Below are 15,088 nucleotides of genomic sequence, written 5' to 3' on the forward strand. Positions count from 1 at the left end.
ATGTTTTCCCCATACGTTTAAGTGTAATACAAAAATCTAAAAAATGCTATGTTTTGCACGAGAAAACGGTAGGATAAGAATGTCATATCGTTCATTCTTACCCTACCGTTTAAAGTTTATTTACAGCCTTCTCGGACTTTATTAATTAGATAACACCATGTAATAATAACAATGTTACTACTTGTTCAAATGATGCGATGTCTGCTGCTTTTCCATAATCCACACCTAAATCATAAGTATCACGAGCTTTAATACATTGTGCAAATATATTTTTCATAATTTGTTGTAATTCTTCGTCAACACGTTCAGCATCCCAGCTTAAACGCATTGAATTTTGGCTCATTTCCAAGGCTGAAACAGCAACTCCACCAGCATTGGCAGCTTTACCTGGTCCATAATGAATTGCATGTTGACGATACACTTCAATCGCTTGAGAGTCACTTGGCATATTTGCTCCCTCAGCAACAAATTTCACACCATTTTTAGCTAAACGTTCTGCTTGGACGTGGTTAATTTCATTTTGTGTTGCACATGGTAGAGCAACATCTGCTTGAATGTCTGTATCCCAAATTGAACCTTCGATAATTGTCGCTGTGGCATCAAATTCTGCATAACGACTAATTCGTTCACGACCGTCAACTTTCAATTGCTTAATAATATCTAAATTAATACCATTTTCAGCAACAACAGCATGATTAGAGTCACTTAAAGAAACAACAACCCCACCAAATTCTTCGACCTTACGAGCTGCAAAATAAGCAACATTACCTGAACCTGAGATAATTACTCTTTTACCTTTTAATACTTCACCAGCTTCAGCTAGCATTTCATTTAAGAAATAAACTAATCCATAACCTGTCGCTTCAGCACGACCTTTTGAACCACCGGCTGGAATAGGCTTACCAGTTAAGACACCCGCAGTCGGTAATTGCAGACGTTTGTATTGACCATATAAATAACCAATCTCACGTGCTCCTACCCCAATATCACCTGCGGGAACATCGACATCAGCACCAATATGGCGACTCAATTCTGTCATAAAACTTTGGCAAAAACGCATCACTTCTTCGTCTGATTTTCCTTTAGGGTCAAAATCAGAACCGCCTTTACCACCACCAATTGGTAATCCAGTTAATATATTTTTAAAGATTTGTTCAAACCCTAAAAATTTCAAAATACTTTGGTTAACCGACGGGTGAAAACGTAAACCACCTTTATAAGGGCCATTTAACGAATTGAATTGTACACGATATCCACGGTTTACTTGTACATTTCCTGCATCATCTACCCATGGAACTCTAAAAGAAATGATTCTTTCTGGCTCAATTAGGCGCTCTAATACTGCCTCTTTTTCATACTCTGGGTGTGCTTCAATCACAGGTTCCACAGCATCTAAAAATTCTTTTACTGCTTGTAAATATTCTAATTCATGTGGTAAACGTCTTTCTAATTCTTCATAAACACGTGAAATATACGCTAATGTCATACAACCGTCTCCTTTAATGGTTTTTTCATATCGACAGTATAGCACAAACAAATGTTGACTGCCTATGCTTTCTTATTAAATTTTCATTAAAATTAAAAACTAAAACTATTTCTCAAAAATACTCAACATTCTCACAACTACCGATTATTTGGAATGTCAAGTATTGAGTTAATATGTCGCTTTAATAGATGATACAATAAAAAGTAATAAAAACCAGCAAAACCTGAAATAAGAGATGCTAAATAAAAGGCACTACTACCTATAATTTGGACTGCAAAAGAAGCACTCATACAGCCGATAACAAAAGATACCCAATTCGCCAATAAAAATGTGAATTTGTTCCGATAGCGTCGGTCATTTCCACGTATCCAACGACCTAATGTTAACCCAATATCTGTTAGATTGCCTGTCATATGCGATGTACGTATGACCATTCCACGATAAAATACGAACATACCATTTTGTGTCCCCATCATAAAACTGGCATACCATAAAAAGAAATGATCAGTAAAATGAAACCATTTCACTAAAAATAAACCTAGACTTAAATAAATTAATGTTAAACCGTAACGTTTTTTAGGTCCAAATTCTTCACTATGAAATACATAACCACTCAGCATAGCACCTAAAATATAAGCGAATAATAACCCTACTAACAATACAATCGAATCTGATGTTTTGTGAATAATATTAATACCTACTTGCGTACTTGTGCCAGTATGATGCGTTACGACCACTCCATAAGTTAAAAACACTGATGCATTTAAAAAGCCAGCCGACAAGGTTAACAAAAGAATCCAAAACTTCAAAATAAAATCTAATTTTTTTTGCATCACTATGGCTCCAATGTCAACCAATAACGATACAGTACATCATTTTCTTCAAGAAATTGAACCGATTGTTCAAATACCCCACCATTATTTTCAATCACTTTTTGAGAAGCGCCATTCGTTTCGCTAGCAGTAATCAATAATTTTTCCATACCTAATTGTCGAGCGATTGGTAATAATAAGGCAAGCTGTTGCGAACCAAATCCTAGTCCTCTCACATTTGGTAATATAGAATAACCTACATGACCCCCATATTGAGCCAAATAATCATTCAACTTCAAACGCAAATTAATCATGCCTAATATTCGTTGATTGTCGTCAACTAACACATATTGATGAGCAGGCACTAAATTATCCGGTGCTGTTTCTTCCTGCTCCAGTATCTCTAAAAAATGCAGCCATTCCTCTATTGAATCATAACTCGTTAAAAACGATGTTCCGTCAATACCGTTTGGCGTCTCACCGAATGCATTACGATAAGCGATTAACTCTTCTTTATCGGATAAATTAGGTTTTCTTAGTGTTAACTTCATCAGACTACTCCTCTTTCATGTTCATTTATTCTCAAACTACTATAACACAACTACGAACGTGTTGTTTCGAAAGGGACTAAGCAACCGTTCAAGCTGAAATACAAAAAAAGATACGAAAATGAGTGAGTCATTGTCGTACCGTTTCATTTCATAACGTCACAGGCAGGATTCGAACCTGCGACCGTTCGCTTAGAAGGCGAATGCTCTATCCAGCTGAGCTACTATGACGTGTTGTTTCCAACTATTACAGTATAAAATATTTTGTGATGTGGGTCAAGAATTTTTTTCGTTTTTTGCCTTGCTTGGATTGGGTTGATACATGATGTTTTTCCACCACAAATAGTCATCTATCCACTATCATTGATTATCCATTGTCAAAACCACTACCATTCGCACATACGGCGATTTGTCCACTAAATAATCGGAAGCAGCCACTTTTATCGCAATATATTGTGATACCCATTGCTGTTCATGATTGAAGAAATCATTTTTCTCCAGTGCCTTTAATAAATAGTCTGCAAGAATTTCACTGTTTTTCCATGTCTTTAAATGAACATCTGTTGCCACAATATGCAGCTCATACAAATATTCACTGATACGAGTTTCTGCTTGAGAAATCTCAAATAAACTAGCAAAACTTTCACCATTTATTGTTTCTGCATTCAAATAATGGAAATCTGATAATTGTGCTGCACGTTGTATCGTCCCCTCAGATAGATGTTGCCCTACAGATTTTACAGCATTATACTTTTCATTGATTTTAGAAACAAATATACGATTCAATTCATCTAAATTCACGTCTTGATTAAACTGCTGTGCCACACGTTCTGCATACTGAAAATTATCATGATGATACACTGCTGAATTCAATTGCCGTGGTTTAGCGAATGTCGTTTGATTTGTTCCAATAATCTCACTACTTACATTCTTTTCTGGAAGAGGCAAATTCAACAATTGACGAGTTACTTGAACTACTTTGTCTAAAGTCGATTGATTATCTTGTTGGATAATGGATTGAATCGCTTCTTGATTTGGTAAATATAACATCAACCATACCACTGCAATAAAAATTACCTTGAAAAGTAACCATACTCTTTTCTGATTCACCCTATCACCTCGCATTCTCTGACATCAGTATAACAAATTTCACTGACTAAATTCTATGCAAAAGCTCTTTGAACAATCGTTCAAAGAGCTTGATAACTTATCGTGTTACTCGAATACAAAAGGCTTCATAAGGTGCTAACTGTAAAATACCATTAAATTCGCTGCGACTGTTGATATTCGAGATTAAGGTTTCATGCCACTGATAACCGGATAAATCAATCCCTTGATTGTCAGCACTAATATTAGCAACGGTCACCCACACCTCATCTTCAAACAAACGTTCAAACGCAAACACATTATCAACCGTATCCAATAATTTGTATTCACCCCAAGTGACAATTGAATGATTTTTACGCAACTGAATTAAGCGTTGATAAGTATAAAAAATAGAATCTGGATTATCTAATGCTGATTCAACATTAATTTCGACATAATTTTCATTGACTGCCAACCATGGCTTCCCATTAGTAAACCCTGCATGTGGTGTCGAATCCCATTGCATAGGCGTACGAGCATTATCACGTCCCTTAGCATTGATTGAACGTATCGCTTGGTCATGAGAAATCCCACGACTTAACGCATCATGATAAAAATTAATAGATTCAATATCATCCGCTTGGTCAATCGATTCAATCGGACGATTAGTCATTCCAATTTCTTCTCCTTGATAAATATAGGGTGTACCTTTCATCGTATGTAATAAAATCGCAAATAATTTGGCACTACGTTCACGCCACTCTTTATCATTTCCCCAACGACTGACAATACGAGGCGTATCATGATTATTCCAGAATAAACTATTCCAGCCGTCATTACCTAATTCTGTTTGATAACGACTCAATGCTATTTTCAGCTTTGGAATGCTTAAAGGTGCTAAATCCCATTTTTCACTACCTGCTTGGTCAAGCATGATATGCTCAAATTGGAAAATCATCGACAATTCCTTACGTTCCGGATTAGAGTACAATTTCGCTCTTTCAACATCAGCACTCCATGTCTCTCCAACCGTCATCAAATCATGACCTGCCAATACTTCTCGATGCATTTCTTGTAAATAATCATGTAACTTAGGGCCATTAACCGTAATCGATTCATCTGGTATTTTCCCAATTAAATCAATCACATCCATACGGAAACCACCAATTCCCTTATCGACCCATTGATTCATCATATCGTACACTTCTTGTCGTAAACGAGGATTATCCCAGTTCAAATCTGGTTGCTCTTTACTAAACAAATGGAAATAATATTGTCCTGTTACTTCATCCCATTGCCATGCACTTTCATTCCATGCCGCCTGCAACTCATTCGGTTCCTTACCGTCAACTGCATCACGCCAAATATAATAATCACGATACGGATTGTCTTTTGATTTTCTCGCCTCAACAAACCACGCATGTTGGTCACTCGAATGATTCACAACTAAATCCATAATAATCTCAATATTGCGTTTTTTAGCTTCTGAAATTAATCGCTCCATATCTGCCATTGTTCCAAATTCAGTCATAATCGCTAAATAATCACTAATATCATAACCATTATCCCGATTGGGCGATGCATAAACTGGACTGAGCCAAATCGCACCAATACCTAGCTTTTCTAAATAATCTAAGCGTGAAATAATCCCTTGTAAATCACCGATGCCGTCACCATTTGAATCTTGAAAACTGCGTGGATATACTTGATATACCACGACATTTTGCCACCAATGTTGTTCCATTGTCTTCTTCCTTTCATAGTCAAAAAAGGCACATTGACCTTGTTCACCTCATATAACTGAATTGAACTTTGCCAATGCCCCCTTGATTTTATTCTAGTTCGCTTAGCTAACCTCAAGTTCCACTAGCTCACACTATATTATTCCGGCTCGCTCGAGCTGCCTCGACGTCCACTTCACAAAATGCTTGGAGTGCTGATGCACTCCAACTTTTTTACTCCAGTGGTTCATTTCAAAACACTCGTTGTCACACTATTTTTTATTTGATTGCTCCATTCGCCATACCTGAAATGATATTACGTTGGAAGATTAAATAAACGATTAAGATTGCTACGATACCAATCACATATGATGCAAATGACGGTCCAAAATCACTAAAATATTGTCCTTGATAGTTATATTGGAACAATGGTAATGTCCATGAATCTTTATTGCGGTTCAACATCAATAATGGTAATAGGAAATCATTCCATATCCATAATGCATTGATAATTAAAACCGTTGCGTGCATTGGTTTTAATACCGGAAAAATAATTTTAAAATATGTTTGAATCGGATTGCAGCCGTCAATTGAAGCTGCTTCATCTAATTCAGCCGGTATTACCGAACGAATATATCCTGTATATAAAAACAATGTCTGTGGAATCGCAAATGTTAGATACAAAATAATTAAACCAGGAATATTTGCTAAATTTAGTTTTCCCATTAAATTTGTTAAAGGTAACATAATCACTTGGAATGGCACGAAAATTCCAATAATTAATAATGTGTAAATCATTTGATACGATTTTTTACGTTGCATATGACGCACTAACGCATACCCAGCCATTGGAATCACTAAAATAATTAACGCAATTGATACGACTGTAATAATACCAGAGTTAATAAAGTGCATTGATAAACCGTCTTTAAATACACGTTCAAAGTTGAATAATGTAAATGGATTCGGTAATCCAAAGAAATCACTCGTAATTTGAGAGGTTTCTTTAAAAGAACTCGTCAACGTCAAATACATCGGCACAAAAATCAAGAGTAGCCCTGCAACTAAGGCTGCAAAAACAGCTGTTTTTTTCGCTTTCATCTAATATCCCTCCTCACTCGATGTTCTAGAGCTCAAATTTCTTACTGATACGCATTTGTAAGACTGAAATAACTACAATAATAATGAATAATACCACTGCAATCGCATTAGCATAACCCACTTCATTCGTTTTAAAGGCTGTATTATAAACTAGCAATCCTAAACTTGTTGTTTTATTTTGAGGGCCACCACCTGTTAAAGCATAGATATTATCAAAAGCCGTTAGCCCACTCTTTAAAGCTAAGATGAACACCATACTAACAGACGGTAATAAATACGGCAACTTAATTTTGAAGAATAATTCCCACTTATTAGCACCGTCAATTTGAGCTGCTTCCGTAATATCCGTTGGAATACTTTGAATCCCTGCTAAGAAAATAATGATTGGCATCGCAACACCTTGCCATAATGCCACAAAGATAACACCCCAAACAACTGTCTTTGGACTAGCTAATAAGTTACCTTGTAGCCATTCAATATTTAACCATTCACCAATTTGTGGTAAGCCATAGTTGAATAGCTGATTAAATATTAATCCCACTGTTACGGTACTCAATACTGCTGGGAAGAAATAGGCAGTTCTAAAAAAGCCGACAGCTGGAATTTTTTCATTTAATAGCAAGGCAACAGCTAAACCAATGACAATTTCGCCAATAATCAATGCTAACGTAAATACTACCGTAAATTGAATACTCGTAATAAATCGGTTGTCAGAAAAAATACGTACAAAATTTTCAAATCCAATATAATCATAATTTCGTGTTAAACCTGACCAGTTCGTTAAACTATACATAAACCCTCTTAATAAAGGATAAAAAAAGAAAATGAGTTGTAACATGATGGGTACCACCACAAACAAATAACCCCAGTTTCTTGCTAAAAACTTCCCTTTCATTCCATTCCACCTCATTTACTTTTTTTGTCTTTCATTAAAATAAATGAGGCAAAAAGTGGCATCGTAAATTTGTCTTATCCACTTTTTGCCCATTCATAACTTTAATTGATTAACGTTTCATCGTATCGAAGAAGTTGTTTAAGTATTGTGCTAATGCATCTGGTGTTGCTGAATCATCATTGATGAAGTCAGTCGTTAAATGCCAGAATCCTTCTTCAGAATCCCATTCTTTTTGTAACCATACAATTTGTTTTTCAGTAAAGGCTAAATCAGTGATACCTTTAGTTTCTTCAAATGCACTTTCGTTTTCTAAAGCTGTTAAAGAAGTTGGCATTCCGTCAACTGCATAGTATTTGCGTAAAACATCTTCATTTGATAAGTAATCTAAGAATTTAACAGCTAATTCTTTGTTTTTAGAAGATTCTGCAATTGAGAATGCTAAATCGGCTGCACCTACTGTCATCGCTTCGCCTTCTTTTTCACCAGGGAATGGGAATGATGCAACTTTAAATCCTGGTTTTTGCTCATTAATTGCTGGTAATGCCCAGATACCTTGCGGCAGAATTAATGCTTCACCTTTAGCAAATGTTGCGACTGCATCAGCATAAGAAGCTCCATTAGCATTTTTTTGTGCTGTACCTGTTAGTAAACGTAAGCGTTGAGCAACAGCTTGTAATTGAGCGTCGTCACCTTTAATTGCACCTTGGTCGCTATGACGTAAGTAAGCATTTGCTCCATCGAATCCACCCGCAACTGTTGCCCAAGCTAATTGATGATAACCATTTAATGACCAAGAATCTGCTGTTGAGAATGAACCAGCAAATGGTGTTTCACCTTTTTCTTGAATGGCAGCTACTAATGCTTCAAATTCTGCCCAAGTTTTTGGTACTTCTAAACCTAATTCTTCAAATTTATCCACATTATAGAAGAATCCCCAAGCATTTGTTGTTAATGGCAAGTTATATACTTTACCGTCAACTGCATATTGTTCAGCTGAACCTGGTTTTAATTTTGATAAAAATTCTTGTTCTGTTAAATCAACAAATTGTCCGTCTTTAGCCCATAATTGAAAATCCATATTTTGTGGGTAAATATTAATAATATCTGGAGCTTCACCATTAGCCATACGTGTTTTTAATACATTTCCTGCATCTGGAACAGTTACTAATTCAACTTGTGTTCCATTTTCTTTATTGAAATCATCGACGATTTCTTGTAACACAGCTTGCATTTCACGTTTTTGGTTAAAAACTTCTAATTTTCCGTCTTGTGCATACACTTGTAATCCTGATAATAAAGCTGATGAAGCAGCTAATAATGCAACTAATTTTTTCATATTAAAAAAACTCCTTTTCTTTTGCTCTGATTCCAACAAGTTAAAATGATATTTTTTTCAACTTGTTGTCACACTATTTTATTCCGGTTCGCTCGGGTTGCCTCGACGTCCACTTCACATAGCTCTCCGAAGCGTCTTTACGCTTCTACGACCTCTGCTCCAGTGATTCGAGGCATAGCACCCTCGCTCACACTATTTTTATTCTGGCTCCAACTCGCTGAAATGACGTCCACTTCGCAAAATGCTTGGAGTGCTGATGCACTCCAACGCTTTTTACTCCAGTGGTTCATTTCAAAACGCTCGTTGTCACACTATTCTTTTAAATACTAATTGTTGACTTAGGAAATCTCCTGCTGGTAAGACCATTGTTAAGCCGGCATACATTAACTCAGCACCGGAATAACATAATCCTGTTTCTGCCAATTCATATACAGTATCTTCTTCTAGTCCTTTTAAATAAAGGGTTGATTCAATGGTTTCAATCGTAGATAAAATACGTACGTAAGTCACAACTGTTTGTTCTTCATCTGAATACTGTACAGCAACTTCATTACGCAGTTCATCTGGATTAATCAAGCGATAAAATTTCCCATTTTGAACAGTGGAACGAATTGTTTTATAACGTTCTACTTGCTCTTTCACAATGGCTTTTTCTTCATCGCTCAATTGAGTTAAGTCTAACTCATATCCTAAATTGCCCATCATCGCTACATCACCACGAGTCTGAATACTCGTCAAACGATTCACTTGATGATTCGGTACAGCTGATACATGTGAACCCATACTAATCGTTGGATATAAGAAATTCGAACCATATTGAATATCCAAGCGACAAATAGCATCAGTATTATCACTCGCCCAAACTTGTGGGAAGTAACGCATCATACCCAAATCATTACGGCCACCGCCACCAGAACAGCTTTCAAATAAAACTGTTGGATGATTTTCAGTCAAATGTGCTGCTAATTCATAAACACCTAACATATAACGATGCGATTGTGCACGTGTCGCTAAATAGCTATCCCCATTTCCGATATTCGTCATATTGCGATTCATATCCCATTTAATATAATCGATTTCATGGGTCGATAGCAAGTCATCAAATAATTTTTTCATATATTGGACAACTTCTGGATTGCTGTAATCCAACACTAATTGATTACGTGAATAAGTATGCTCACGCCCTGGCACTTGAATCACCCATTCAGGGTGTTCTTGATACAAGTCACTCTCCTGCGAAATCATTTCAGGCTCAATCCACAATCCAAACTGTAAACCACGTTGATGAACTTCTTTAATCAATTCTGCTAAAGAGCCACCTAATTTAGTTTCATTTACATACCAATCACCCAGTGCACGATTATCATCGAATCGATTACCAAACCAGCCGTCATCTAGTACAAATAACTCCATGCCTAATGCAGCTGCTTCATCAACAATTTCCAATAATTTTTCTTTATTGAAATTAAAATACGTCGCTTCCCAATTATTAATTAAAATTGGTCGCTCTTTATCTGAAAATGCTGCCGGAATAATATGTTGCTTAATATAGGACTGGCTTTCACTCGTCAAACCTTGCAAACCATTTGCACTATATGAAAGCAATGCAACTGGTGAATCAAATGACGTTTGTGGGGCTAATTCCCATGAGAAATTATCATCATTAATCCCAATACCTAAACGAATTTCATTTAATTGATTTTGTTGAACAAACGCTTGGAAATTTCCACTGTACATTAATTGTAATGCGATTGCTTCACCTTGATTATCCGTTGCTCGTTGGTCACATAAAATCAAAGCCGGTGTCTGAGCATGTCCTGAAGCTCCACGATTTGATTCAATCGAGAAAATTCCTTGCGTGACCGATTGACGACGCACTGTTTTTTCTCGCCCATACGACCCTTGTAGTGTCACTACATCGTACGGTTTCGCCGGAACATCTAGCATTGTACTTAAAACACGGTGTAAGACAATCGGCTGTTTCGATTCATTGGTCACTCGAACAAATTGCGTAATCGTATCGACTTCATCACTAACAGTGTAGAACAATTCATAACGAATGCCTGCTAATTCATCTTTAAAAATTAACTGCAGTGTTTCTGCTTCTTCTAACCCATGTGGATTTGGCAATTTATCAGCCTGTTCATGTCCTTTCATTACCTTATAGTCAACCAGTTTCAAATCTGTCCATTCATTTTGCTGATGTTGAATTCGAATTGACGGCTGCCTAAAGTCTCCTAGACCATGTTGTCCAACAATATGACGTTGCGTATCATAACTATACGTTCGGTTCAATGGGTCTCGATTTCCGGAAAAAGCATGGTCTCGTTCATGTAATTGATTGGAAAAATGATAATTCGTTATTTTCCGCCCAAAATGTTTAAGGGTAACGATTCCGTCACGATTTTCTAAAATCATTGACACCGATTTTCCATGTAAATAAAATAGAGTATCGTTTACAATAATCACCATTTTCCTACCTCCTCACTGTATGTCTTTAGAATGGAAATTCCACGTTTCTAGTGCATTCCTATCTCTAACACTGGTTCTATTATAAACGAAGAAAACGATTACCAAAATGGATATGCGCAAGCAAAATATGGAAAAATGTAAGATGTTAAATAAAATTTCAAAAAATATTGAAGAACCCGAGAATCTAAATTCATCATCTTATTTGGTGCATTTCCACAATTCGTGATACACTCATAATGAACTTTTTATGGAGGTATACAAAATGCACTATTATTCAGAATATGAAACCAATTCAATCGACCTAACTCTCGATTTTTGTGGTTTTGAACATTGTCCTCCCGGATATGCTTTTGGCCCAGCAATTCGTGAAAATTATGTGCTTCATTATATTGAAAAAGGACAAGGTTTTTTTGAACATCAAAACATTCGCTATCCATTAAAGAAAGGCGATTTATTTTTACTGCGTCCAAATGAATCAACCTATTATTACGCTGATAAAGACGACCCTTGGTCATATTATTGGATTGGAATGAATGGCACAAAACTGAAAGATTTTATTAACTTAACATTACTAGCTGACATTCCAGTGCTAATCAATTCAGCCCAAACACCTACTGATTTAATAGGTTTTTCCGTCAAATCAACAGTCTATCAAGCAAACACAATGCAAAAGACCTTAATCAACGAATTACATATATATAGCAAGCTCTACGATGTACTCTATCAAATAGCAAAAACAGTACCTAACCCACAATCAAGTATTCAAAATTTACAATATAAGCTCTATATGCAAGCACAACAAATTATGTCGACACAATATACCAAAGTGGATTTAACCATTCATTCTGTGGCACAACAATTATCCATTACACGCAACTATTTGTCTGCCGTATTTAAGCAATTTTCAGAATTATCACCAAAAGAGTACTTGCTACAAATTCGCATGAAACGTGCCAAACAATTACTCGAAACAACCAATGAACCGGTACAAGTTATTGCGTTTTCGATTGGATTTCGTGACCCACTACATTTTTCTAAAGCCTTTAAGCAATATATAGGACTTTCACCTAAACAATATCGCCAACAACTTTATGCGACACAATAATTAATCACTCAAATATAATTGCCTACTTTTTTCTTATATGTTATGATGATACTAAAAATTTAGTGTTGATTAGAATTGCTTTATTATTTACTAATTTAAAACTAATTTTTATATTCTTATATCAGAAACGAAATTATTATTTTAAAGGAGCTTTATATGTTAACAAAACGTCAATTCTTTGCCGTTGCTTTAATGGCATTTGGAATCTTTTTCGGAGCAGGAAACTTAATTTTCCCTCCTGCTGTTGCACAATTAGCTGGTTCAAATATTTGGCATGCTTGGTTTGGTTTCTTGATGACAGCCGTCGTTCTACCAGTATTAAGTATTGTCACTGTTGTCAAAACAAATGGCTTGTTAAATCTAGGTAAAAAAGTCGATACTGTTTTCGCCTACATCTTAACTATTGGTATCTTAATTGCAATCGGACCTGGTCTTGCGATTCCTCGTACAGGTAGTACTTCCTTCGCTATGGCAGTTCAACCTTATTTGAATGAATCACATCATACAATTTCCTTACTCTTATATACGATTGTATTTTTCGGATTAGTCGCTGCTGTCAGCTGGTCACCTAATAAAATTGTTCATCGCATTGGACAAATTACGACACCTAGTTTATTGTTAGCTATTGCCGTCATGTTTTTCATTACCATTTTCGGACAACCTACTGCTACTTTAGAACCAACTGTAGAATACCAAGCAAAACCTTTTATAACAGGATTTTTAGCTGGTTATAACACATTAGATACATTGGCAGGTTTAAATTATGGTCTATTGATTGCGACCGTTTTACGTTCGTATCAATTATCGGACGAAAAAATCACTAAAACGGCTACAAAGGCTGGATTAGTTGCTGGATTAGTATTAGCAATTGTGTATTTTGCCTTAACAATTATCGGTCAAGCTGGAGCTGACCAAGTGGCGAGTGGTTCAAATGGTGCCGCCATTTTATTAGCAGCAAGCCATAAAACAATGGGCTTATTCGGTTCTATCACACTTGGATTAATCTTTGTATTAGCCTGCTTTAATACATGTGTTGGCTTAATTACGTCAATTTCTCAATTCTTTAATCAAATTATACCGGTGATTAGCTATCATGGATTTGTCATCATTTTAACAATCTGGAGTTTAGTATTAGCCAATATCGGCTTAGACGGCATCTTAGCTTATTCCGTACCAATTTTATTGTTACTCTATCCGATTGCCATTACACTCGTGATTTTATCACTCACTGAACATCGCTTGCATCACACAAAACTAACTTATAAAGTGATTGCTTATACTGTTTCATTCATTAGCGTCATTAGTGCGTTAAAATCCATTAACATTTCCATTCCACTAATTACTAATCTTGTTCATTCACTGCCATTGACAGCAGAAGGACTCAATTGGTTGATACCAGTCGTTATCTTACTCATTGGTTTTGCTGCCCATAATTTGAATGCCAAACGCAATACAATATAAAGTAAAACACCGAGAGAATTCGTCGTTCTCTCGGTGTTTTCGTAGTATTTAATCTTACATCATCGCTTGATTAGCAGTGATGATTGATACTTTATAAACATCTTCTTCCACGCAACCACGTGATAAGTCAGATACTGGTTTGTTTAAACCTTGTAAGATTGGGCCAACTGCTTGATAGTTACCTAAACGTTGTGCAATTTTGTATCCGATATTACCAGATTGAATTTCTGGGAATACATACACAGTTGCAGAACCAGCTACTGTTGAATTTGGTACTTTTTGTGCAGCAACAACTGATGAATAAGCAGCATCAAATTGTAATTCACCGTCAATTTGGTATTGTGGTGCTAATTCTTGAGCAATTCTTGTTGCTTCCACAACTTTTTCAACTTCTGGAGAAGAAGCAGAACCTTTAGATGAGAAACTCAACATTGCTACACGTGGTTCAATACCGAATAATTCAGCTGTACGAGCAGATTCAACAGCAATTTCAGCCAACGCTTGTGCATCAGGATTAATATTGATTGCACAGTCAGCAAATACTAATTTTTGTCCGTCCATTTGTGGTGGAATTAAGACGAAAGCACCACTTGTACGGCTCACACCTGGTTTTGTTTTAATAATTTGTAAGGCAGGACGAACTGTATCACCTGTTGAATAAACAGCACCACATACTAAACCGTCTGCTAAGCCCATGTGAACAAGCATTGTTCCAAAATACGCTTTATCTTGTAATTGAACACGTGCTTGCTCTTCTGTTGCTTTACCTTTACGAACCGCAACAAATTCTGCTACCATTGCATCAAAGTTATCGTAATTAGTTGGATCGATAATTGTTAAGTCCTCGATATTCCAGTGTTGTTCTGACGCTAACGCTTTAATCTCACTTGGCGAACCAATTAATACTGGCTCTACTAAATTATCAGATTTTAAACGAACAGCTGCACCTAATACACGTCTGTCATTTGCCTCAGGGAAAGCAATACGAATTCCTTTACCAGAAATTTTTTGACTTAATTCTACGAACATATCCACTACTTTTCGCCTCCAAATTTTTGACTAATA

The 15,088-nt window shown here is 36.2% G+C and carries 12 protein-coding genes and 1 tRNA gene; 2 read left to right on the top strand and 11 right to left on the bottom strand.

Features of this window, described 5'->3' with window-relative positions; translation table 11 throughout:
- Positions 1-145 precede the first annotated feature (145 nt).
- The 10 genes from gdhA to JDW14_07750 all read right to left on the bottom strand — a co-directional run bounded on the left by gdhA (position 146) and on the right by JDW14_07750 (position 11,457).
- Entirely contained in the window at positions 146-1,486 is a 1,341-nt protein-coding gene (gene gdhA / locus JDW14_07705) for an NADP-specific glutamate dehydrogenase (GenBank protein QQD65173.1), read from the bottom strand.
- A gap of 137 nt (positions 1,487-1,623) precedes the next feature.
- Positions 1,624-2,319 (bottom strand): DUF1275 domain-containing protein, encoded by a 696-nt coding sequence (locus JDW14_07710; GenBank protein QQD65174.1) that lies wholly within the window; start codon positions 2,317-2,319, stop codon positions 1,624-1,626.
- A 2-nt stretch (positions 2,320-2,321) separates the two neighbouring features.
- Positions 2,322-2,849, bottom strand: coding sequence for a GNAT family N-acetyltransferase (locus JDW14_07715; GenBank protein QQD65175.1), 528 nt, complete (start codon positions 2,847-2,849; stop codon positions 2,322-2,324).
- Positions 2,850-3,003: 154 nt separating this feature from the next.
- A tRNA-Arg gene (locus JDW14_07720) sits at positions 3,004-3,077 on the bottom strand.
- A 129-nt stretch (positions 3,078-3,206) separates the two neighbouring features.
- Positions 3,207-3,956, bottom strand: a complete 750-nt coding sequence (locus JDW14_07725) for a hypothetical protein (protein QQD65176.1) — start codon at positions 3,954-3,956, stop codon at positions 3,207-3,209.
- A 97-nt stretch (positions 3,957-4,053) separates the two neighbouring features.
- A complete protein-coding gene (locus tag JDW14_07730) occupies positions 4,054-5,676 on the bottom strand; it encodes an alpha-glucosidase (GenBank protein ID QQD65177.1) in 1,623 nt (540 codons plus the stop codon).
- Positions 5,677-5,932: 256 nt separating this feature from the next.
- Positions 5,933-6,754: a carbohydrate ABC transporter permease gene (locus tag JDW14_07735; protein ID QQD65178.1), complete on the bottom strand. Its 822-nt coding sequence runs from the start codon at positions 6,752-6,754 to the stop codon at positions 5,933-5,935.
- A 25-nt stretch (positions 6,755-6,779) separates the two neighbouring features.
- Entirely contained in the window at positions 6,780-7,649 is an 870-nt protein-coding gene (locus JDW14_07740; GenBank protein ID QQD65179.1) for a sugar ABC transporter permease, read from the bottom strand.
- Positions 7,650-7,758: 109 nt separating this feature from the next.
- Positions 7,759-8,985, bottom strand: coding sequence for an extracellular solute-binding protein (locus JDW14_07745; protein QQD65180.1), 1,227 nt, complete (start codon positions 8,983-8,985; stop codon positions 7,759-7,761).
- 306 nt (positions 8,986-9,291) lie between these two features.
- Positions 9,292-11,457, bottom strand: a complete 2,166-nt coding sequence (locus tag JDW14_07750) for an alpha-galactosidase (GenBank protein ID QQD65181.1) — start codon at positions 11,455-11,457, stop codon at positions 9,292-9,294.
- A gap of 262 nt (positions 11,458-11,719) precedes the next feature.
- On the opposite strand from JDW14_07750, the gene JDW14_07755 reads away from it, so the two are divergent.
- Both JDW14_07755 and brnQ read left to right on the top strand, forming a co-directional pair.
- Positions 11,720-12,562 (top strand): AraC family ligand binding domain-containing protein, encoded by an 843-nt coding sequence (locus JDW14_07755; GenBank protein ID QQD65182.1) that lies wholly within the window; start codon positions 11,720-11,722, stop codon positions 12,560-12,562.
- Between the two features lie 156 nt (positions 12,563-12,718).
- Positions 12,719-14,023 (top strand): branched-chain amino acid transport system II carrier protein, encoded by a 1,305-nt coding sequence (gene brnQ, locus JDW14_07760; protein ID QQD65183.1) that lies wholly within the window; start codon positions 12,719-12,721, stop codon positions 14,021-14,023.
- 54 nt (positions 14,024-14,077) lie between these two features.
- Here brnQ and pta read toward each other — a convergent pair whose 3' ends face one another.
- Positions 14,078-15,052, bottom strand: a complete 975-nt coding sequence (gene pta, locus JDW14_07765) for a phosphate acetyltransferase (protein QQD66535.1) — start codon at positions 15,050-15,052, stop codon at positions 14,078-14,080.
- Between the last annotated feature and the right edge of the window lie 36 nt (positions 15,053-15,088).

It is taken from the genome of Aerococcaceae bacterium zg-252 (genome assembly GCA_016237705.1).
In the GTDB taxonomy this organism is placed as follows: Bacteria; Bacillota; Bacilli; order Lactobacillales; family Aerococcaceae; genus Globicatella; species Globicatella yangjingiae.